This window comes from Thalassotalea loyana (genome assembly GCF_030161435.1).
Lineage (GTDB): Bacteria > Pseudomonadota > Gammaproteobacteria > Enterobacterales > Alteromonadaceae > Thalassotalea_G > Thalassotalea_G loyana.
In genome coordinates, this window is the sequence record NZ_BSSV01000002.1 from 125,997 (window position 1) to 147,715 (window position 21,719).

Sequence of the window (21,719 nt, forward strand, 5' to 3'; positions counted from 1 at the left end):
ATTAACCTATTTTCTAGCTAGCATGATTTCTAGTCGAGCACCTACACGCTCAGCTAGATCTGCAAGATCACCTACCCACTCGATGATTTGATAAATGAACATCACATCAACCGGGTTTAAATCTTTTTCAATTGCTAATAAATCAGCACGTAACTCAATTTGCATTGTATCTGTATCATCTTCAATTAAGTCAAGTTGCTGAATCATGTTGTTAACGATTTCAACTTCACGGCCTTTGAAGCCCGTTTCAAGTAAGTCGTCTAACTCATTGATTGCATCAGCTGCTTTCTCAGTTGCGTCTAAGCAACGACCTAAGTAAGCATTGAATTTTACTTTTAATCCTTCTGGAACGTCTAACTTACGACCTACAACACGACCAGCGATATCTTTTGCTCGGTTAGCAATTTTATCTTGTTGTGTTAATAGCTCTAATAAGTCAGCACGATCTACCGGCATGAATAAACCACCAGGTAAATCTAATCGAATTTGGCGCTTAATAGCGTCTGCTTCTTTTTCTAATTTAGAAATTTCCGCTCTTTCCTTTTCTGCTAGGTCCCAATCTTGCGCTGAAGCAGCGGCAAAAAATGGCACTAATCGACGACCACACTTTGTAGCCACACGAATGTGCTTCTCTAACGGTTTTATTGGTGATTTTGCAAATACACCAAGGATTGAATTTCCAGACATAGAGTTTCCTATAGACAAATGTCTTCGTTTTTCTTCGGCGCGGATATTACCTGATCTGAGCACTGTTGCAAGCTAAAATCACGTTAAACCACATTAAGATCACATTTTGTTGATTACTTTTTCAACTAACAAATAAAACACCATAGTCGTAAAAATGCAACAGCATATTTACATACTATGGTGTCTAAAAATATATCAACTAAATTATCGGATTAAATTTTTGACATATCGTCGGCATTTGTGTGACGAACAACTTTACCTTTTACAAAATAAATGATGTATTCACAGATGTTTTGGCATCGGTCACCGATACGTTCGATTGAACGTGCTGCCCACATCGCTGTCATTACCGATGGAATTGAACGCGGGTCTTCCATCATGTATGTCATTAATTGGCGCATTAATGCATCATAGTTACGGTCAATATTTTTGTCCGCTTTATGGACTTGAACTGCTGCATCAACGTCCATACGAGTAAACGCATCAAGTGTATCTTGTAACAATGACAATACTGAACGACCTAGGTTGTCCAAGTTCATTAATAAATCTTGCTGTTTACTATCAAAGCTTTCAAGCGCTACTTGAGCTATCTTTTCCGCTTCATCACCAATACGCTCTAAGTCAGCAATCGTTTTGATAATTGCCATAATCAAGCGTAAGTCACCCGCTGCTGGCTGACGTTTAGCAATAATACGCGTGCACTCATCATCAATACTTACTTCTAAATTATTGATTTTGTAATCACTTGAAAGCACTTTTTGCGCTAGCTCACGATCATTCTCATACACAGCTTTTAACGAGTCGCCTAGTTGTTTTTCAACTAAACCACCCATGTGCATTACGTGGTTAATAACGTTTTCTAAATCTTCGTTAAATTGACCTGAAATATGGCGGCCAATATTCAAATTATCCATAGGTACCATCTTGTTAACTCCTATTAACCGTAACGACCAGTGATGTAGTCTTCTGTTTTCTTCTTAGAAGGCGTGGTAAATAGCGTATTCGTGTCGCTATACTCAATTAAGTCACCCATGTACATGAAAGCTGTTTGGTCCGATACACGAGCCGCCTGTTGCATGTTATGAGTAACGATAACTACCGTAAATTCTTTCTTAAGGTCGTTAATCAATTCTTCAATCGTTAAAGTCGAGATTGGGTCAAGTGCTGATGTTGGTTCATCAAGAAGTAATACTTCAGGCTGAATCGCAATTGCACGAGCGATAACGAGACGTTGCTGCTGACCACCAGACAAACCTAATGCGCTATCATGTAAACGGTCTTTAACTTCATTCCATAACGCAGCGCTTCGCAATGAGCGCTCACACGCCTCGTCCAATACGCGACGGTTGTTTTCACCCATGATACGAAGGCCGTATACCACATTCTCATAAATACTCTTAGGGAATGGGTTAGGACGTTGGAATACCATACCTACTTTACGGCGCAACATTGCAACATCTACATGTTTATTATAGATGTTTTCACCGTGTAAGTTAATTTCACCTTCGATACGACAAGTATCAACTAAATCGTTCATTCGGTTAATACAACGTAGTAATGTTGACTTACCACAACCACTTGGGCCGATAAACGCCGTTACTTGGCCCTTTGGAATCGCCATAGAGATGTTATTAAGTGCTTGCTTCTCACCGTAGTAAAGGTTCAAGTTCTTAATGTCTAAGGCCTTTTGCTCATCTGATAGGTTATTTAAATCTAACTTATCTTGTTCGTTTGCAATTAAATCTGGATTTACTGAAATCATAATAACTCTTTCTTTTTGCGCTCACGCTAGGCGTGAGCTTTGCAATTTAAACTGTTGTCACTAGCGCCTTAGTGCTCTAGTGCGCGGTATTTTTCTCTTAAACGGTTACGAATTGAAACCGCTGTCATATTTAAGGCAACAATGATTGTCACAAGTAGTAACGCCGTTGCGTAAACTAATGGACGAGCTGCTTCAACGTTCGGGCTTTGGAAGCCAACATCGTAGATGTGGAAACCTAAATGCATGAACTTTCTATCTAAGTGTAAGAACGGGAAGTTTCCATCTAATGGTAATGTTGGAGCCATCTTTACTACACCAACTAGCATTAATGGGGCTACTTCACCCGCCGCACGAGCAATCGCTAAGATAATACCTGTCATAATAGCAGGACTTGCGATTGGTAAAATTATACGCCATAACGTTTCAGCTTTAGTTGCCCCCAAAGCAAGTGAACCGTGGCGCATCGACGCTGGAATACGCGCTAAACCTTCTTCTGTTGATACGATAACAACTGGTAGTGTCAAGATTGCTAATGTAATCGCTGACCATAAAACGCCAGGAGTACCAAATGTCGGGCTTGGCAATGTTTCAGGATAGAACAATTGATCAAGGCTACCACCAACCATGTAAACGAAGAAACCTAAACCAAATACACCATATACAATTGAAGGTACACCCGCTAAGTTAATAACCGCGATACGTAACAATTTAGTTAAGGCATTTTTTCCTGCATACTCATGTAAATAGATTGCTGCAATAACACCAAATGGTGAGACGATAACCGTCATCAACAATACCATTAACACAGTACCGAATATCGCAGGGAATACACCACCTTCAGTGTTTGCTTCACGTGGTTCATCACCGATAAAGCCAGCAATATTACCTAAGAAGGTTGCTACCTTACTGCCAAAGCCTAATTTATTGTTGTATGTAACGTTTAAAATGTTCTCAAAACTAATCTCATCAAGTTCACCACCCATTGAGCGAACCATAAGCTTGTCACGAGACACTTTGTCACGTAATGCCATTAAGTTTGCTTCTAGGCCAACATATTCATCTTTTAACGCTTTTTCTTGCGCAGCGATATCAGCTTTAACTTCTTCAGTTAACGTCTCTTCTAGCTCATGTTTACGCGTTTTAAGGCGTAAGCGTTCAAGTTGGTAGTTGATCGCACCGATGTCAGTTTTCTGCAAGTCACTGATCTCGTCTTGGAAATCATTTACTCGCTCGAGTAACTCATCAAGTTTTGAGATATCTACAGGCTTACCATCTAAGACAACTTGTTCAATATAGCCGTAGAAGTTGCCGTTTGAACGACGTTCAATAACCACTAATTCTTCAGGCTGAGATTGCTTAGTTACATGTGGTACTAAAATCCAACGGAAATCTAAGCTCACTAACTCACGGTTACCCGTTTTAATTAACAAACGCTCTACCGTTTCTTGATTAGGGTCAATATCAAAATCGATATTGCTTAACTGCTTCACCGGAATACGTTCGCGATCGTAAATTTCACCGATTACACGGCTCTCTTTTCCGTAGGTATCAGCCATATCGAACTGATGTAATTGCGATGGCCAAAAGTAAGATAAGCCATTTGATGCAATCAATAGTAGTAGACCAACCACAGAGATTAAACTAATCGTAACACCTGCAGCTGACATCCAAACCCATGGAGAGCCTGATCTAAACCAATTATTCATGATAATAATACTTCCTTACCAACTCTCTATAACGAGCTATATTTTTCTCTGAGACGTTGACGAACAAACTCAGCTAAAGTGTTAAAGACAAAGGTGAATACGAATAAAACAAATGCCGCTAAGAATAAGATACGGTAATGTGAACTACCTACTTCTGATTCAGGCATCTCAACAGCGATATTCGCAGATAAAGTACGCATACCTTGGAAAATGCTCCAGTCAACAACCGGTGTATTACCCGTTGCCATTAATACAATCATGGTTTCACCTACCGCACGACCTAAGCCCATCATCACAGCAGAGAAAATACCTGGGCTTGCCGTTAACAACACAACCTTAACTAGCGTTTGCCATTGAGTTGCACCTAACGCTAAAGAACCACTAGTTAAATGTTTCGGTACAGAGAAGATTGCATCTTCAGCCATTGAGAAAATTGTAGGAATAACCGCGAAACCCATCGCGATACCAACAACTAATGCATTACGTTGGTCAAAATCAATACCTAAGTCATTAGTAATGAATTGACGCATATCGCCACCAAAATAAGCTTCTTCAACCGTTGGCGATAAACCAAATGCAGCCATACCCGCCAGGAGGATAATAGGGAGTAACATGACTGGCGCCCAAGCTTCTGGCAAGCGGCCTTTCCATTCACGTGGCAATTTATGCCATGCAAATGCCGCAGCCATAGTACTTACTGGCAAGAAAATTAATAATAAAGCAACTGCAGGTAAATAGTCTTCAATAATTGGAGCCAACCAAAGACCAGCTAAGAAGCCTAAGATTACCGTAGGTAATGCTTCCATCAATTCAATAGTAGGCTTAACTTTTTTACGCAACACAGGAGGCATAAAGTAAGCGGTGTAAATAGCGGCGGCTAAAGCAATTGGTACCGCAAAGAGCATTGCGTATAACGCTGCCTTCATTGTGCCAAATGAAATTGGCACTAAAGAGAACTTAGCTTCAAAGTCGTCAGAACCTGACGTAGATTGCCAAATGTAGTCTGGCTCAGGGTAACCTTCGTACCAAACTTCCTGCCACAATGCTGACCAAGTTACTTCAGGGTGTTCGTTTTGAACTGAGAATAGCTTCGCTTTACCTTCATCGACCATCATTAGGCCATCTGCACGTGGCGCAATAGCAAATACTTTAGGCAAACCAGCCAATGGCTGACCACGCCACAAATCGGCTTCAGATGTCGTGTAGAATGCGCCCATTTCACCACTAGGTGTAAACGTATAAAAGCTCTTACGGAATTGTTCAGTGTGAATACCAACAACTGCTTCAGTTTCGCTAACTTCAAACTGACGAATTTCTTGGAATTGTCGACCGTTGTCAGTCGCCACTTCAAACCACTGACCTACAAAACCGTTACTTGAACCAAATAGCACTGAACTGCCACCTGACAATAACGCCATTGACGTCAAATCCGCATTAGCAAATGGTTTAAACTTTGCTTTTTCTATAACTGAGTATTCATCATCTAATTCGTATACCGCAACTTCATTACCGCTGCGAACAAACGCCATCGCTAAATCAGGTGTAACGGCAACGTCATCGATTTGCGTAAAGCTTGTCTCAATCGTTTGGTATACAGCTTCAAACTCAGGGTCATAGCTGAAGTCGTCTTCAGCAACTAATGTTGTTTTAATAAGGCGACCATCTTCTGTGACAGCAACAAAAATCGCTTTTTCGTCATTCATCGCAAACGCTAACTTAGATAAAGTTTCTTCTTCTTCATCTACTATAATGCTCGCTTCACCAAGAGGAAATTCTATACGAGGAGCGATATCACGTCCTTCAGGTAGATATTTCGAAGTGAATTTTGCTTGTACCACCTTCACTTGGTTTTCTGAGTCAACGATCACGACTTGTTCAGTGTTACCGTGAGCTACCAAAGAAACATTTGCACCGTCAACTAAACCTTGACGCGCAATAACATCCCCTTGATTACGGAATGCACTTGGTGATAATTGATAGAAAACTACTTCGCCTTGCTCAGTAATTTCGTAAGTCACTTCTTTCAACTCATCAATGCCAACGACTACCGCTGGAGATTGATTCGATAAAGAGACCGAAGAAACAGACTCTATGTTAGCGGATTCAAAGATCGGCTTGATAACATAAAGCAAGTACATAAAGATTAAAATCAAGGTAAACAGTACGCTGACACCACCTAACGTGATGAAGTACTGAGCTAACTTATTTTTCACCTGACGATAATCAGATGATTTCGACAATGTCGTCACTCAAACAACCTATAAAATTGGGCTAATTTAACTTGGCGCGCAGTATAAGACAGAAATATGACAGTTTTGTGACAGAATGAAACATTTTGACGTACAAAAAACAAACAAATCACTTTTTAGAAGTTACAAATCAACAACTTACAACTGTAAAAATAAAGTAATACTATTGTCACAATTAAATTTTACGCCATAATTGCTTGATATCAGGCACTTTTTAGCAAGGCTTATTAAATAATCAACATTTTTTATTCTGGTCGGTAAAATATCGAAAAGCGAACAAAGGGTGCACCATCTACTTCAGCATCTATCGATAGGCTATTATCGCTAAACTTTGCCGCTCCAAACCCACTATGCCCTATCATGAACTCCCCCCAGAAATTATTATGGAGACGACGTTCATAAGCAGCACCAAGGTTAACTTGACCAAAATCTACATCTAACGCATTGGAAGAGATATTATTTTCGTTTGGAATTTGCCACTGAGCACCATTAACAAAACCGCCCAATTTAAATAAATTATTTTTATTTGGCGCATATGAAACTACTGGCCATGGAAGAATGCCGCTAATGCTCCACTCTTTATCTATTAGCCAATCGAAGCCAATGTATGGCATAACAACACGAGTTTCGGTTGTGTCATACGTTACAGCCCCCCAGTAGCTATGAAAGTGTGGTGAGTGACGATAGCGCCCCACGGCACCCGCAATACTCTCTTCCGGCTGATTAAAATCATGATTTCCACCAATCCCCTTGTATCCATAATAAAATGCGCCCACTTGCCATTCGATCGTTGGTTGAGCGATAAAGGCTGCCAATACACCAACCGTATCAATGCGATAATCGCCAAAGGCAGAGTCAATGTGATTTGATTCAAGTGTTTCACCCAAAATAATCATGTACTTTTTGTCAATATATACAGGTAAGCCAAAGCCTTGCTGAACCGACTGGTAATTAAATTGACAGTTGGTTTCCACGACACACTGCTCTGAAAATTTAATATCTTGCTGGTCTGTGAACTGTAAGTACCCAATCGGTAAAAACGGTACGTTAGAAATACCACGGTCAAAGATAAAGTCACTTTGCATGACTTTGTTGATCAGCATCTCTCCGACAGCTTCACTTCGCCAGCTAATCATTGACATAACAAACGCAAGAGAAAAGTTTACCCAATGGAGCTTTTTCATATTGGCCATTCATGAGACTTAATCAGAAGTTGTTAGCTATGATAACAATTCATCACATTTAAATCGTAACAATTATAGTTAAGCTGTTATAAATTAGTGAATGGTATTTGCAAATAAATAACATGATTCCGAGCAACATCGATAAGGACGAGCTATGAGTGCAATTAGGGTGATTCTCAATGGTAAAAAAGCAATCCTTGAAGAAGTGCGAGAGGCTATTTTCGCAGCGCGTGCTCATGGCAACATCGATATTAGAGTAACGTTCGAAGGCGGAGATGCTGCGAGGTTTGTAAAAGAAGCCATCAACGATGGATGTACAAGAATTGTTGCAGCAGGTGGCGACGGTACCGTTAATGAATTGACGAATGCATTAATGAAAAGCTCTGCCGATACTAAACCCGAGTTAGCCATACTGCCACTAGGTACCGCAAATGATTTCGCAACCGCCTGCCATGTGCCTAGCTCGCTATTCGACGCGCTAATGCTAGCCTTAAAGGGGAAAAGCTATCCCGTTGACTGTATTCAAGCTGGTGAGGACTACTTTATCAATGTTGCAAGTTGCGGGTTTGGTGCCCAAGTTACAACAAATACACCGGTTGCACTAAAAAACTTTCTTGGCGGGGGTGCCTATACAATTTCAGGGCTTGTCCAAGCGCTTAACTTTGAACCTTTTCAAGGCACCTTTTCATTACCGGACCAAGTCGCAAACCGTCATATCATTGTCGCAGCTATATGTAACGGTAGACAAGCTGGTGGAGGACAAGTCCTTGCACCTATCGCTTGTATTGATGATGGATTAATGGATATCGTTTCTTTCAGCCAGTTTACCAAAGATGACTTACATCAGGTACTATCAGAAATCCGTGATCCTATGGTATCAGGTAAGTTTATTGAACGAGTCCAAGTGAACAAAGCAAGTTGGACGTCCAAAGCGGCTATTCCAATTAATTTAGATGGTGAACCGATTACAACGAACAACATCGACTTTGAAGTACACCAGCAATCCCTTAATCTCGTGTTACCAGATGATTGTCCGTTATTGACATGCAATCAACCGCAAGCCCAGTAATCAAGTCCGGACGCAATAGCACCCTTTCGCTTGGTTGTTAATGAGCTGCGCGTTAAATCCTTTTTGATAATTTTCAAGCACTAGACCAACGACATCCGTCGCTTCATTACAAAATGCGCCTTGGGCGTATGGCCCCAGGTAAACCAACTCATTGTTCTTACCCAATACCAAAGTAGCTGGTGTCGCTGTAATAAAATCAGGCAGTTTATCGGTACTGGAGATCATTGTGACGTCAAAATCGACCTGACTCGCTAGTTCAGAGACTTTTTCAACATGGGGCTCGCTGTACACATTGCAACGGCAATCTTGGTCGATAAAGTGCACGACTCGACCTTTCGAGTTCCTAACTTCCTCCTCAAGTAACGCTGAAATTTGCTTGCCAAGCTCTTCCGGGATGACATGAGTTAGCTTTTCTTTAGGATCAAAGTCCACCAAGCGCTGAGCACTATAATAGTACCCAGAAAACATCACTCCCATTAACCAACATAATGCGAGAATATAATGGCGCTTTGTCGGTTGTTCGCTATTTAAAGTTTGCCACTGTGCTGACCAACGCATGAGTAGACGACTCCACAGACTGTGTACTCTCGGACATGCTTGCGACTTTTTCTAAGTCTTTGTGCATGGTTTTCCGTAAGTTCTCACTGCTTTGAGCTATCCCTTGCGTTGTAGTTGCTTGTTCTTCTACCGCAGTAGCAACGTTTGTAGCAATGGTATTAGACATAGAAACAAGCTCCGATGCTTGTTCGATTTTTTGATTCGCATCGACGGTAGCTTCATTAATCCGGTCAACCGAGGCCATACAGCCTTCCATTGATTTCGTCGATCCTGTTGAATAAGTCACAAGAAGTTGAAGCGTATCGTTGATTTTATCTGTGCTTTCTTTGGTTCTATTAGCCAGCGTCCGAACCTCGTCAGCAACTACCGCAAAACCTCTACCCTGCTCACCTGCCCTTGCGGCTTCAATCGCTGCATTCAATGCAAGCAAATTGGTCTGGTCCGCAATACTCGTAATTTCAGATAACACCTGTGTGATACTGTCAACTGAATTAGCCAGTTCGCTAATTTCACCACTCGTAGATTGGAGAGCCTCAATTAACTGATTATTCATATCAACCATGGAGCTCATGTTGCTGGCACTATCTTGCGTAAACTCATTTGCTTCGGCCATTTGTTGGCTTAGGTTAACCGCATCTTGGGCGATAGAAGCAACAGTAACGGCCATTTGCTCAGCTGAACTAGCTATTGCGTGAATTTCGTCCTCTTTAGCCTGAGCTGAATGCTCAAGATCATTTTTATTACCAACGAGACCTAATGTACACTGTTTTAAGTGCTCCGATTGTTGCTTCACTTCTCCAACAACCTTATCCATTAAGTTTAAGAAACGATTGAACCCAACCAAAATCTCGCTCTCACGCTCTTTCACGCGAAGTTTGAGATCAATGGATTCAGGATTACTCGTTAGTGATTCTGTAACGCGACTTAACTCTTGACCAACTAAGCCCTCGTCATAAATGGTTTTAGCAATATACCCAGCAATACACGCTTCAACCGTTGCATAAACAGCATGTACAATTACCGTCGAAAACGCCAAATGTTGTTCTTCAAATACATAAACGCCTGTACCACCTACCTGCATAAAATAAAAGCTAACATGATGGACGGCTATAAGCCCCAAAGATGATATATACACTCGCCAATCGCGGTACATAATAAGCATTGCTAAAACAATAAACAGCTCGAAATGCATTTCAATCAAGCCGTTCATTTGATGAATATGTAAAAAAGCAAATGTTAAGAGAGATAAACCAATCACGTGTTTTGTTAACATCGCATTGGGCATTTGTAGTAAAAAGTACACAGAAATAGCGAGCGTTGGTATCCCAATGACAAAAGCTTCGGTATATGTCCCGTAAACATACGCAAGTCCGATGCCTTCAACAAACATTGCAACAAGTAGATACAAAAACAATTTATTGGTTTTATTCATTTTTATTTCACCTCTCAACCTACTCTACTAAGCGTAGCTCATAATTTATGATTTGAACCAACTTTGACATCACCACTTCACCATCTAATCTAAAATTACGATTACAACAATCTAAACAATCAATTTTAACAATAACAAAAATATCTCTACTATTAATCCCGTAAACAACAACACAGTTTTAAAAACAAAAACATTTGGAGATATAGAATGACTACTTCATTAATTAACACAAAGATCAAACCATTTAACGCAACGGCATTTCACAACGGTGATTTCGTTGAAGTTTCGGAACAAGACTTATTAGGTAAATGGGCAGTTGTTATGTTCTACCCAGCGGACTTCACTTTTGTTTGTCCAACTGAGTTAGGTGACATGGCTGATCACTACGCTCAATTACAAGAGATGGGCGTTGAAGTTTACTCAGTATCAACTGACACACACTTCACACACAAAGCATGGCACGACACGTCAGACACAATTGGTAAAATTAACTTCCCAATGATTGGCGACCCAACAGGTAAAATCACTCGTGATTTTGGTGTAATGATTGAAGAAGACGGTTTAGCACTTCGCGGTACTTTCGTCATTAACCCAGAAGGCGAAATCAAAGTGAGTGAAATCCACGACTTAGGTATTGGCCGTAGCGCAAGTGAATTAGTACGTAAAATTCAAGCGGCACAATACGTAGCAGAGCACGACGGTGAAGTATGTCCAGCAAAATGGACGCCAGGTGAAGAAACCTTAGCACCTTCTTTAGATTTAGTTGGCAAAATCTAATCGCTCAAAACTAACAACCAAGTTGGGCAAGTAGCATAGATTCAGTGCATCGATAATTGCTACCCAACAACTTGGTTTTTATTTCCAGGCTTGATGTGCCTCCCTTCTTTCCATCAAGCCTTTTTTAACCTTATTTACAGATGTCTCAAATTTGAGGCGTGAGGAGCTTATTGTGTTAAATTCTCAACTTATCGAACAATTAAAAACTTATTTAGCAAACTTAACAAAACAAGTCACTCTTAGCGTCTCAGTCGACGACAGTGATAAATCAAAAGAATTAGACGACTTAGCAACTACGCTTGCTGGATTGTCACCACTTATTAACTTAACTTACGAAACTCAAGAACGTACACCAGCACTTACAATTAGCGGTGAAAGTGGTAGTAAGATGACGTTTGCAGGTATCCCATTAGGGCATGAATTTACGTCGCTAGTCTTAGCACTTCTGCACTCAGGTGGTCACCCAATCAAACTTGATGAAGAAGTTATCGAGCAAATAAAGCAATTAGACGGAGAGTTTGTCTTTGAAACTTATGTTTCATTGAGCTGCCAAAACTGTCCAGATGTAGTTCAAGCGTTAAATATGTTATCTGCGATTAACCCAAATATTACTCACACGATGATTGATGGTGCGTTGTTTGAGCAAGAAGTTAATGATCGAAACATTATGGCGGTACCTAGCGTGTACCTAAATGGTGAAAGTTTCTCTCAAGGCCGTATTAGCCTAGTTGATGTGTTAAAGAAAATTGATACTGGTAGCGCAGCAAAACAAGCGGAAGCTTTAAATCAAAAATCACCATTTGACGTGCTTGTTGTTGGCGGCGGGCCAGCAGGCGCTTCTGCAGCAATTTATTCTGCGCGTAAAGGTATAAAAACAGGTATTGTTGCCGATCGCTTTGGTGGTCAAGTACTAGATACTGTCGGCATTGAAAATTTTATTTCAGTGAAAAAGACCGAAGGGCCAAAGCTTGTCGCAAGCCTTGAAGAGCATGTTAAAGATTATGATGTCGATATTATGACAGGCAACTTAGCAACAAATATCGAGCAAAATGAACTATTTAATGTCACGTTAGAAAATGGCGCCGTACTACAAAGTAAAAGTGTTATTTTGGCAACGGGTGCGCGTTGGAGACAAATGAATGTCCCAGGTGAAGAAGAATACCGTGGTAAAGGTGTAGCCTACTGCCCACACTGTGATGGTCCTTTATTTAAAGGCAAACCAGTAGCGGTCATTGGTGGCGGTAACTCAGGTATTGAAGCAGCCATTGATTTAGCCGGTATCGTTGAACATGTAACTGTTCTTGAATTTGACAGCAAACTTCGAGCTGACCAAGTTTTACAAGATAAAGCAGCATCAATGGGCAACATCACCATTATCAAAAATGCACTAACAACAGAAGTTGTTGGCAATGGCAATAAAGTCACAGGCTTGCAATACACTGACCGATTAACGGATGAAAGTCACCAACTTGAGCTTGCCGGCATTTTTGTTCAAATCGGATTAGTGCCAAACAGTGAGTGGTTAGCCGATACGATTGAATTAACTCAACGTGGCGAAATCATCACAGACAAACAAGGTAACACATCTATCTCAGGTATTTTTGCGGCAGGAGACGTTACCGACTCACCATACAAGCAAATTATTATTGCGATGGGTGATGGTGCTAACGCAAGTTTAGGCGCATTCGATTACTTAATTAGACAAGTGCCGGATACGCAAGAACAAGCAAAAGTCGCTTAATCGATAGCAAATACTCCCTAGAACACTCATTTTAGCTCAGTTATCTGCTTCAACAATTGCAGTAACTGAGCATTTTTTTTATCACGCTGTTGTTCAGTTAGCGGTTGGTACTGTATCGCTTCAAAAGCAGATAAAAATCCATGTAAGACTAACTTATATCGAGGCTCAATTGCAGATATTCGCTGGCAATAGGCTCTCACCGTTATATCAGGTTGTTCGAGTTCGTTATGATAGTCAGCTAAAAAGACCTGCCTTTTCATATATTTTTGCAATCGTTCATAGTAAACAACATGTAATGGCTTTTTAGGACTACGCCAATTTACTTGGGTAAATAGATAAAAAAACAAAAACAAAATTGTCAGTACGCCAGCAATCGCCAAGCCGACTTTCCAGTATTGCTTGTCACCAAATAACTGTCGTAACAATCTTGATTGTTTCTTCGACGAGAAGCCGACGATATATTTAGTCCACTGATAATCAATTAATTCAAAAGTACCACGAATACGCAGCAATAACGTACCGTTGAGCCAGTTGACATTATTGAAAAAGCCTTGATTTAAAAAGCCTTGCTCTTGCAGTAACGCGGCATCAATGCCTTGCTCAATCCGTTCGGGACTAACGGCTGCTGTCGGGTCTATTCTCACCCACCCCCTATTTTCAAGCCATACCTCAGTCCACGCATGTGCATCTTTCTGTCTTATTGAGAAAAACTGACCTTGTTCATGATACTCACCGCCCAAATATCCTGTGACCATTCTTGCAGGTATCCCAGCAGCCCGCATCAAGAAGGTAAATGTACTCGCATAATGAACACAAAAACCAGCTTTAGACTCAAAGAAAAACTGGTCAAGGCGATCTCCAGTTAATATCGGTGGGTTCAAGGTGTAATAATATGGTTGCTCACGAAATGTGGTTAATATGTCATCAATCACCATTTGCTGCTGATTGCTTTGTCCTTGATATTTATTAACAATTGTTTGGGCATAAGCCTGCAAATTAGGATTTGTTTCACTTGGAATCGCTAAATTAATGGCACTAACTAAATCAGGTAATTCGCTATCGATTTTTAAATTGGGATAACTTGTCACCTCATAAGCGAACTTTTGACTAATAGGCTTTTCTGAAATAATCGTTCTATCAGCTAAAAGCGAGACTCCACTTGATTTCGGCTGAGCAACATCAAGCGCAAATAAAAACTGTTGATAGCTTGGCCTAACATATACCTGATAATTAATGCTTTCACCGATATAAACAATATTTTCAGTGCGCGACTCAACAAATGATAAATAACGGTCTTTATTTCTAAATATATTTGAAAATTTAGGGTTCTTTTCTGCACTTTGCCAAGTAACACCATCGAAATATTCCATGACTAGTGCTCGCCAATACATTGGCGCTTTGGGCGTTATCCCTTCCTCAAATTCAACTTGAAATGCCAGTTCATCCGAACGAACTAACTGACCGATGTCGCCAACAGAAACTTCATCTGATAACCCAGTCTTTGCCATTTTTACTTGAGGAATAGCGGCGAATGGCTGTAACCGAGGAAAAATGAAAAATAAGAATATTGCGAGTGGAATTGATATCAAAACCATTTTGCTTAACAGCACGGTATGCGCTTTAACCAAGTCAAATGAAACAACTTCATTGTTTTGCTGTACCGATGTTTGATATTTGTTGAATAAGAGCAATGGAATCAAGCTCAAAATCAGCAACAGCAGTAACAGAATAAAAAACCACAATGATTGATAAAAAAGCATCGCCGTAGCAACGACGATAAAACTCAACAAATTGAAGGTATAAAAGTCTCGCTGAATATTTTGTTCATATAATTTCATTACATGACTGAACACCAATAAGTTCACCATGGTTAGCATGAGTCCTAGCGGTTTACTTAAAATAATTAAGGTAATAATGCCGAGTAACGTAAAACCAAAAACAACAGCCTTCCTTCTTAATTTAGGTCGAGAAAAACCAAAGTAGTAATTTGCTAATATCACAACGTCAAGTACAACAAACCAAGAAGACAATTGGCTGGCAAGGAACGCAAAGTTAGCAAAAGCGACCAACAACATGACGAGTTGTAGCTCTTTTGGCAACACCATAGATTGTCTTTTTGCTCTTGAAAACCACCCCATATTTAAGCCTTAGCGAGTGCCATCAAACAGGCAATCTGATGAGATTCACCTTGAGCTATCTCGATTGTCTTTTGAGGTAATCGCAGGCCATACGCTTGGTTTAGCGTATGGTGTTCTAGGACAAGTGCACATAATTGACAGTACTTTTCTTCCAGTAGGCTACTCGGCATTTGCTCATAGTCCAGCCAAAGGTCATCTATTGTTGCGCTTGCATGCGACCTTGAGAGCCATTGTTGAGTTTTGGCTAGATGCTTCCAGGCAACTTTCGATAATGGTTGCCCTGGTTGATAACTTTCTAACTGATAAAAATCACCACTTTGCTCGATGGCAACGTTATGACCGTCGTGCTCTCCCTCTAAGACTCTCCTTGCTTGTGGCGTCTGCGCAGGCAACTTGGGTTCAGGAAAGGTAATCAACTGGCTCGCCATGTTTAATCGAGTCCAAGTTTTAAACAAACCTAGCGGAAAATTCGACTCCACCCTCAACCGCTCTAATGTCTGAACACCTCTTTGGCCATGTAGGACTGGCACTAGATGTGCTGTATCGCCTTGAGCTTTTGTAATATCTATTAACACCCCTTGATGAGATTCTGGCTCGACATATAAAAACAAATTATGGTGTTGTTTTAAGCTACTTACATCAAGCTTTAAATAACTCAGTTTGTTAGCAAATCCCTGTGGCTCGTTAAGAAGCTTTACTTCAATATGATTTAAGTTCTGAAAACTAAATAACATTGCCGTCACAAATAAGCTTGCCAATAAGAAACTAAAAATCAAGATAATGTTATTTTGATAATTGGTACCGAGTAAAAAGATAATCAACACCATGAACAAATAAGCAAAGCCAAAAAAGCTGGGAAAGATAAAAATGTTTTGGCTAGATAACACATGTTGCTTAGCAGGTGGAATCCTCTGTTTAAGCCACTTTTGAAGACGTGTTTGAACGTATGAGTTTAACATCAAGCTAACTTATTACCGGCACTTGGCTAAGAATTTGTTGTGCCAGACTCTGTTGCCCGGAAGTTAATTTAGTTGTATTAAACTGCCCTATTCTATGTTCAGTAACCGAGGAAAAAACGGCCTGAATATCATCAGGTATTACGTGGTCTCTTCCTTCAATAAATGCCCAAGCTTTTGCACTACTAATCAGTGATTTACTCGCCCTTGGAGATAAAGGTTGACCTGAAAAATCTTCTTTTCTAGTATGCTGGCAAAGGTTGATAACATAATCAATAACCGACTCACTACAATGAATTTCTTGCACGTTGTTCATTATTGCTAATAGCTGATTATCATCAACAATTGCTGGCAGCGCTTCTTGCTCAAACCTCGTTGTGGTGTCCAACAACATTTTTCTTTCAGCATCTGCATCTGGGAAACCAATAGAGATTTTCATCATGAAGCGATCGAGCTGTGATTCAGGTAAAGGATAAGTGCCAGCATGAAAAATAGGATTTTGCGTTGCAATGACGAAAAACGGTTCCGGCAATTGGTGACTTTGTCCGTCAATACTCACTTGGTGCTCTTCCATCGCTTCAAGCAAAGCACTCTGCGCTTTAGGGCTTGCACGATTTATTTCATCCGCGAGTAACAACTGGCTAAAAATAGGACCTTTATGTAACGTAAAGCTATGCGTCTGTTGATCGAAAATTGAAAGCCCTACAACATCGGCAGGAAGTAAATCACTTGTAAATTGGATACGTTGATAGCTCATCCCCAACGATTGGGCCAAACCATGTGCTAGCGTGGTCTTTCCCATCCCTGGTAAGTCTTCGATAAGCAAATGCCCTTTAGCCAATAAACATGTCAACGCTAATTTAACCTGATGCTCTTTTCCTAAAATAAGCCGGTTCATTTGCGTTAAAATCTGGTTAGCTAACTCTCTAGGCATGTGTCCTCACAATATAAATCAGGAAAGGCAGAAATAATCACACGTTATTGCGTTCAATGAAAGCCCAATTATTACGCTCAAAAATAAAAAGCCTAGCATGAAGCTAGGCTTGAGGTTTGTGTACTTAAAAGAATGCTGAGTACAATAAGCGTAAATTTAAGTTAGTGTCTTGATCGACAATGGGGCTGTCCGTGATGCTGCCATCATACCAAGTATAATCTAATGCAAGCATCGTAAAACCATCAAAAAATATCGGTGTTGACACCGAAACTCCAAGGCTATAATTCACCGCATTTTCACCTTGATAAAAACTTCGATTACTCGTGGCTTCGTTTGCTCTAACACCATAATAATAATCCACGTGTTTATCATCTAAGTAACTAATTTGTGCGTGCGGTTCAACAAAAACAGGACCGTAACGTACAACTTTACCAACTTTAGCAGCGAGCTCATGCCCTTTGGATTTACCAAGAATATCAAACATCGCATTGACATCGACTTTCCAGTTATTTCGCTCATAACCGATACCGAACCCAGCATCCATAGAAAAGTCACGCTCTTCCATGCCGATAAACACATCACTATCACCATCATCAAAGCCTTGAAATCTTGGCGCGAGATTCAGTTTAAAATCAAACCCTTCTGCCGAATATGCATCATAGCTTGCAAACGGGCCAAGCACTTCAAAATTGTCTCCACGATATCCAAGAATAGGAAGCGGAATCACTCTGCGGTCATATCCTTGATAAATCTCACCGCTAATACCTAATCCAAAACCATAAAGAAAACCTTTCGGCTCTATTCTTGCTCGCGCCTCACCTCGTTCGTCAGTTTTGACTGAATCATTTGAAGGAGGGGTTTCGTTCGCATTAACACTAGCAGCTAGGAACGCTAAAGGAAAAATACTACAAGTACACAACTTTTTAACCGATAACATTTGCACAGTCCTTTTGAATCACATCGATGTAGACTACGTCATATTGCCTGACTTAGTTCACTTTAACCAATTATTTTAATTATTTGTTTTTACACAGTTTCTACCACTGTCCTTCGCTTGGTATAATGCCGCGTCGCATCGGCCAAACAAACTTTCCGCATCTTCGTCTTTATGCCACTGAGCAACACCAAATGACGCAGTAACCGTTAATTCTTGAGGGAACTTGTGTCGTTGCATTGTATCTCTTAAAAACTCAGCCATCGTGCTCGCACCAATTAAATTGGTTTCAGGGCAAACGATTAAAAACTCTTCACCACCCCAGCGGCCAACCAAATCAGCGGCACGCGTTTGCGATTTAGCTAACCTGGATACTTCTTTCAAAACGTCATCACCAAACCGATGACCAAAGTTATCATTCACCTCTTTAAAGTGATCAATATCGAACAAAATAATCGAAAGAGGTCGCTCGTATCTTGCTGCTTTCTCTTTTTCTTGGGTAAAAAACTGATTGAGTTTTCGTCGATTGCCCAGTCCAGTTAGCTCATCAGTCACTACAAGCTTTTTCAAGGCCCTTTTAGACTCTTCTAGCTCTCGAGTACGTTGACTAACTAAAACCATTAACCGCTTGTTGATCCCCCAAAAAGAGAGAACCAAAAAGCTCAACAAGGCCAGGACAATCCATGAAATGTATGCCATGCGTTTGTAATCGACGTCTGGTGAGATGATTTCGGTAAACAAAAACTGATCTAAATTTCCATTTGACGTTGTTTTATTGCGATGTTGATAAATCTCTGCAATACGTTGAAAACGATTTTTGTTTAACGTACCAAGCTCAATTAAATTTGGCTTTATCATCCGCTTTGTTTGTTCCGCTTCATAAAGAAGCTGCGCTTTAGTTTTATTCATTGGAAGATTTTCAAGCATCCAATCAATAAGCTCTTCGTCGTTTTCTAGCGCATACTGCCAACCTTTGATCGATGCTCTTCTAAAGGCGAGTGCCTGTTCTGTGTTTTCCTCCAAAAACTGCTTACTCGTGAAGAGTAAATCACCATAGAAATCAATCCCATAATTAGATGGCTGAATAAGATTTACTCGATAACCTTGTTGCTTGTAATAATAAGGCTGATCAGTGATATAGACTGACATGGCATCAACAGTACCATTGATAAGTTCATCATCATTAAACGTATGTGGAACGTGGGTATAATCCCCAGGCTCGATTCCTAGCTCCGAGAACATCGCCGCTATCACAGCATCATCTACATCACGACGAAACATGACACGTTTGCCTATTAGGTCTAATGGACTGACTAACTCGTCTTTATCGAGTGTCATCAAGCTTAATGGCGATTGTTGGAATATCGCAGCCAGTACGACAACATCTTCACCTGCTAGTTTTGTTTGAACCAAACTTGAGTCAGCGACAGAAAACTCTACAACGCCGTTAATAACCGCGTCTACGTTATCTCGACCTTGAGCGAATTCGTAAATCGTGACGTTCAAACCTTCTTCTTGATAGTAACCCTCTTTTTGCGCCGCATAATAACCAGCAAACTGAAATTGATGAAACCACTTTAACTGAAGGCTAACGTCTGGCCCAGCGTATACTGAGAATGATAAAAACGCTAAAAGAATACATGAAATTAAAGAATGACTTACTCTTGATGTAAATCGCTGAGAGCAATGTTTAAAGTGAGGGATAGACAAATGATTAATAACCGCAAATGCTCGCATATAAACCAACAAATTAATAAATAAATGAAAACCGCCACTGCGGCTAACAAGCTGTATCGTCAATCTTTCGTATAACTTTAAATATGGTTGATGAAATCTGATTATTCAAAAGCTTTTTGTCCAATCACTTTCTTGTCGTCTATAGTTCTCCAACAAATCGTCGTAATTTTGATGTTTGCCCAGCATGAAAATTGTTGTTGCAGGCTCTAATTAGAATAGGAAGCTAATAATGAAGGACATAGCAATAATAACGCTGCATGGAATGGGTGAAGTAAAACCGAAATATTTCGAAGAATTGGAAACAAACTTGAGCAAAAAGCTCGGCGCTGATTGGTCACGCGTTTCGTTTCAAAATATTCAATACGCACCAATTTTACAAACACCCCAAGATGAATTGTGGTTGCACATGACAACGAACCCAAAGAATGATCTAGACTTTCGAAAGCTTAGAAAATTTTTGTTATTTGGTTTTGGTGATGCAGGAACAATCGGTTACAGCGCTCATCGAAATAAAGCAAAATATATTGAGGTACAACAGGAGATTGAAGCTAAACTCTCAAGTGCTTATCAAGAGCTTGGTGGCTGTAAACCAGTGATAATCATTGCACAATCATTAGGAGGACAAGTCATTTCGAATTATCTATGGGACGCAGAGAAAAACCTAAACTTATTTTCTACTCCATTGACGGGGTCTGAAGATGAACAAAACTTCAAACGGTTAACATCTTGTGAAAACCTAATTACCACGGGCTGCAATATTCCACTGTTCAGTGCAGGACTGACAGAAAGAAAGTCCTTCAGTAAGCCTACGCCACAATTTAAATGGGACAACTATTACGACGCCGATGATGTGCTAGGCTGGCCGCTTCGCCAACTTGGCATTGATTATCACGAGCTCGTTGAAGATCACGAAGTGACAGTCGGAAATATGTTAAATGCTTGGCACCCTTATAGCCATGGCGAATATTGGGATGACAAAGACGTTATTAACCCGATAGTCGATGCTATTAAATCAAAGCTTTAACGATAAAAAGGGAGACATAAGTGTCATGGCTCCCTGTCAAATCAATAGACATAACCAGCGCCTGTTTGTAGCCGCCACGCCTTGATTTGTTGATAAAACGCTTCTCGTTGATTTAGCCCAACTTTATTCGACTTTTTTGAAAACATAATAAAGTAAGGAGTTACTCTCACTGGTGTAGAATTAAAGTGCAGATGCTTCCCATATTTTGGATCGTCTAGTAGATTGTCTGCAGACATGCGGTTGATCAATACACTCCCAGTTTTTGACCTGACCAAGTCATCAAGTGCTGATTTATTAGAGTAATACTCCTCAACAGGCAAACCTGAGTTTTTCAATTGATTAGTTATGTTATATCCATATTGAGATCTTAAGGGCTTTGGTAGCTCAGAGTCATTGCCTCGGTATATAAAATGATTATCTCGATGTGTGATAACAACAAATGGATCACGAGCTAAAACATATTCCGAGTCCACCATTTTATGTGCGTCACTTGGGAAGTGTGCATAAGATGCTCGCTCTGGGGTATATGTTCCTGCAATAACGACGTCAACGCTGCCATTCTTTAACTTTTCCATGCACCTAAGCCAAGGAAATGCGCTGTATTTAGCCTCATAACCAAGCTGTTTAAATATATCTTTAGTTAAAGAAACCACAATTCCTTTGACTTCGTTTTTATGCTTTTTTTCAAGGTAAACATAAGGGAACCAGTTATCATCATCAGTACAAACAAATAAAGTTTCCTTTGCACTTAGCGGCAATGACAAGGCTAAAAGTACTGTCAAAATATAAACATAATAATGCATGCGATATCTCCATGTTATGTTTATTAAA

Annotated in this window: 18 protein-coding genes; 4 read left to right on the forward strand and 14 right to left on the reverse strand. The window is 40.3% G+C overall.

Annotation, left to right across the window (positions count from 1 at the left end; genetic code table 11):
- Positions 1 to 6: 6 nt before the first annotated feature.
- The 6 genes from QQK05_RS05695 to QQK05_RS05720 form a co-directional block, all read right to left on the reverse strand.
- Positions 7 to 687, reverse strand: a complete 681-nt coding sequence (locus QQK05_RS05695; protein WP_284296584.1) for a TIGR00153 family protein — start codon at positions 685 to 687, stop codon at positions 7 to 9.
- A gap of 212 nt (positions 688 to 899) precedes the next feature.
- Entirely contained in the window at positions 900 to 1,601 is a 702-nt protein-coding gene (gene phoU / locus QQK05_RS05700) for a phosphate signaling complex protein PhoU (RefSeq protein WP_284296585.1), read from the reverse strand.
- A gap of 23 nt (positions 1,602 to 1,624) precedes the next feature.
- Positions 1,625 to 2,449, reverse strand: coding sequence for a phosphate ABC transporter ATP-binding protein PstB (gene pstB / locus QQK05_RS05705; protein ID WP_284296586.1), 825 nt, complete (start codon positions 2,447 to 2,449; stop codon positions 1,625 to 1,627).
- A 68-nt stretch (positions 2,450 to 2,517) separates the two neighbouring features.
- The gene (gene pstA, locus QQK05_RS05710) at positions 2,518 to 4,158 is read right to left on the reverse strand and encodes a phosphate ABC transporter permease PstA (protein ID WP_284297185.1); all 1,641 of its coding nucleotides are present in this window, start codon (positions 4,156 to 4,158) and stop codon (positions 2,518 to 2,520) included.
- 23 nt (positions 4,159 to 4,181) lie between these two features.
- Entirely contained in the window at positions 4,182 to 6,293 is a 2,112-nt protein-coding gene (locus QQK05_RS05715; protein WP_284297187.1) for an ABC transporter permease subunit, read from the reverse strand.
- 356 nt (positions 6,294 to 6,649) lie between these two features.
- Positions 6,650 to 7,588, reverse strand: a complete 939-nt coding sequence (locus tag QQK05_RS05720) for a hypothetical protein (protein ID WP_284296587.1) — start codon at positions 7,586 to 7,588, stop codon at positions 6,650 to 6,652.
- Between the two features lie 154 nt (positions 7,589 to 7,742).
- Here QQK05_RS05720 and yegS point away from each other — a divergent pair, with 154 nt between their 5' ends.
- Positions 7,743 to 8,657 (forward strand): lipid kinase YegS, encoded by a 915-nt coding sequence (yegS, locus tag QQK05_RS05725; protein WP_284296588.1) that lies wholly within the window; start codon positions 7,743 to 7,745, stop codon positions 8,655 to 8,657.
- On the opposite strand, the gene QQK05_RS05730 is transcribed toward yegS, so the two are convergent.
- Together QQK05_RS05730 and QQK05_RS05735 are read right to left on the reverse strand one after the other, a co-directional pair.
- Complete coding sequence (locus tag QQK05_RS05730) at positions 8,658 to 9,215, reverse strand: DUF6436 domain-containing protein (protein ID WP_284296589.1); 558 nt, start codon at positions 9,213 to 9,215, stop codon at positions 8,658 to 8,660.
- Positions 9,181 to 10,647 carry a methyl-accepting chemotaxis protein gene (locus tag QQK05_RS05735; RefSeq protein ID WP_284296591.1) on the reverse strand — a complete coding sequence of 489 codons (1,467 nt, stop codon included), beginning with the start codon at positions 10,645 to 10,647 and terminating at the stop codon, positions 9,181 to 9,183. The genes QQK05_RS05730 and QQK05_RS05735 overlap by 35 nt, the downstream gene beginning before the upstream one ends.
- Positions 10,648 to 10,854: 207 nt before the next feature.
- Here QQK05_RS05735 and ahpC point away from each other — a divergent pair, with 207 nt between their 5' ends.
- A complete protein-coding gene (gene ahpC / locus QQK05_RS05740; protein ID WP_284296592.1) occupies positions 10,855 to 11,424 on the forward strand; it encodes an alkyl hydroperoxide reductase subunit C in 570 nt (189 codons plus the stop codon).
- Between the two features lie 172 nt (positions 11,425 to 11,596).
- Entirely contained in the window at positions 11,597 to 13,165 is a 1,569-nt protein-coding gene (ahpF, locus tag QQK05_RS05745; RefSeq protein WP_284296593.1) for an alkyl hydroperoxide reductase subunit F, read from the forward strand.
- Between the two features lie 26 nt (positions 13,166 to 13,191).
- Here ahpF and QQK05_RS05750 read toward each other — a convergent pair whose 3' ends face one another.
- From QQK05_RS05750 to QQK05_RS05770, 5 genes are all read right to left on the reverse strand, one after another.
- Positions 13,192 to 15,303 (reverse strand): transglutaminase family protein, encoded by a 2,112-nt coding sequence (locus QQK05_RS05750; protein WP_284296594.1) that lies wholly within the window; start codon positions 15,301 to 15,303, stop codon positions 13,192 to 13,194.
- Positions 15,304 to 15,305: 2 nt separating this feature from the next.
- Positions 15,306 to 16,262, reverse strand: coding sequence for a DUF58 domain-containing protein (locus QQK05_RS05755; RefSeq protein WP_284296595.1), 957 nt, complete (start codon positions 16,260 to 16,262; stop codon positions 15,306 to 15,308).
- A 4-nt stretch (positions 16,263 to 16,266) separates the two neighbouring features.
- Positions 16,267 to 17,193, reverse strand: coding sequence for an AAA family ATPase (locus QQK05_RS05760; protein WP_284296597.1), 927 nt, complete (start codon positions 17,191 to 17,193; stop codon positions 16,267 to 16,269).
- A 124-nt stretch (positions 17,194 to 17,317) separates the two neighbouring features.
- The gene (locus QQK05_RS05765) at positions 17,318 to 18,130 is read right to left on the reverse strand and encodes a MipA/OmpV family protein (protein ID WP_284296598.1); all 813 of its coding nucleotides are present in this window, start codon (positions 18,128 to 18,130) and stop codon (positions 17,318 to 17,320) included.
- A gap of 75 nt (positions 18,131 to 18,205) precedes the next feature.
- A complete protein-coding gene (locus tag QQK05_RS05770; RefSeq protein ID WP_284296599.1) occupies positions 18,206 to 19,864 on the reverse strand; it encodes a GGDEF domain-containing protein in 1,659 nt (552 codons plus the stop codon).
- A gap of 229 nt (positions 19,865 to 20,093) precedes the next feature.
- Between QQK05_RS05770 and QQK05_RS05775 the strand changes: the two genes are divergently transcribed.
- Positions 20,094 to 20,888: a hypothetical protein gene (locus QQK05_RS05775; RefSeq protein ID WP_284296601.1), complete on the forward strand. Its 795-nt coding sequence runs from the start codon at positions 20,094 to 20,096 to the stop codon at positions 20,886 to 20,888.
- 41 nt (positions 20,889 to 20,929) lie between these two features.
- Here the strand turns inward: QQK05_RS05775 and QQK05_RS05780 are convergent, their stop codons facing one another.
- The gene (locus QQK05_RS05780) at positions 20,930 to 21,691 is read right to left on the reverse strand and encodes a substrate-binding periplasmic protein (RefSeq protein ID WP_284296602.1); all 762 of its coding nucleotides are present in this window, start codon (positions 21,689 to 21,691) and stop codon (positions 20,930 to 20,932) included.
- Between the last annotated feature and the right edge of the window lie 28 nt (positions 21,692 to 21,719).

Coding starts and splice junctions, on each gene's coding strand:
- QQK05_RS05755 (WP_284296595.1), bottom strand. CDS start 16,262: ATGTTAAACTCATACGTTCAAACACGTCTTCAAAAGTGGCTTAAACAG.
- QQK05_RS05735 (WP_284296591.1), bottom strand. CDS start 10,647: ATGAATAAAACCAATAAATTGTTTTTGTATCTACTTGTTGCAATGTTT.
- QQK05_RS05695 (WP_284296584.1), bottom strand. CDS start 687: ATGTCTGGAAATTCAATCCTTGGTGTATTTGCAAAATCACCAATAAAA.
- QQK05_RS05750 (WP_284296594.1), bottom strand. CDS start 15,303: ATGGGGTGGTTTTCAAGAGCAAAAAGACAATCTATGGTGTTGCCAAAA.
- phoU (WP_284296585.1), bottom strand. CDS start 1,601: ATGGATAATTTGAATATTGGCCGCCATATTTCAGGTCAATTTAACGAA.
- QQK05_RS05765 (WP_284296598.1), bottom strand. CDS start 18,130: ATGTTATCGGTTAAAAAGTTGTGTACTTGTAGTATTTTTCCTTTAGCG.
- QQK05_RS05730 (WP_284296589.1), bottom strand. CDS start 9,215: ATGCGTTGGTCAGCACAGTGGCAAACTTTAAATAGCGAACAACCGACA.
- QQK05_RS05780 (WP_284296602.1), bottom strand. CDS start 21,691: ATGCATTATTATGTTTATATTTTGACAGTACTTTTAGCCTTGTCATTG.
- QQK05_RS05770 (WP_284296599.1), bottom strand. CDS start 19,864: ATGCGAGCATTTGCGGTTATTAATCATTTGTCTATCCCTCACTTTAAA.
- ahpC (WP_284296592.1), top strand. CDS start 10,855: ATGACTACTTCATTAATTAACACAAAGATCAAACCATTTAACGCAACG.
- QQK05_RS05760 (WP_284296597.1), bottom strand. CDS start 17,193: ATGCCTAGAGAGTTAGCTAACCAGATTTTAACGCAAATGAACCGGCTT.
- QQK05_RS05775 (WP_284296601.1), top strand. CDS start 20,094: ATGAAGGACATAGCAATAATAACGCTGCATGGAATGGGTGAAGTAAAA.
- yegS (WP_284296588.1), top strand. CDS start 7,743: ATGAGTGCAATTAGGGTGATTCTCAATGGTAAAAAAGCAATCCTTGAA.
- pstB (WP_284296586.1), bottom strand. CDS start 2,449: ATGATTTCAGTAAATCCAGATTTAATTGCAAACGAACAAGATAAGTTA.
- QQK05_RS05720 (WP_284296587.1), bottom strand. CDS start 7,588: ATGAAAAAGCTCCATTGGGTAAACTTTTCTCTTGCGTTTGTTATGTCA.
- QQK05_RS05715 (WP_284297187.1), bottom strand. CDS start 6,293: ATGTACTTGCTTTATGTTATCAAGCCGATCTTTGAATCCGCTAACATA.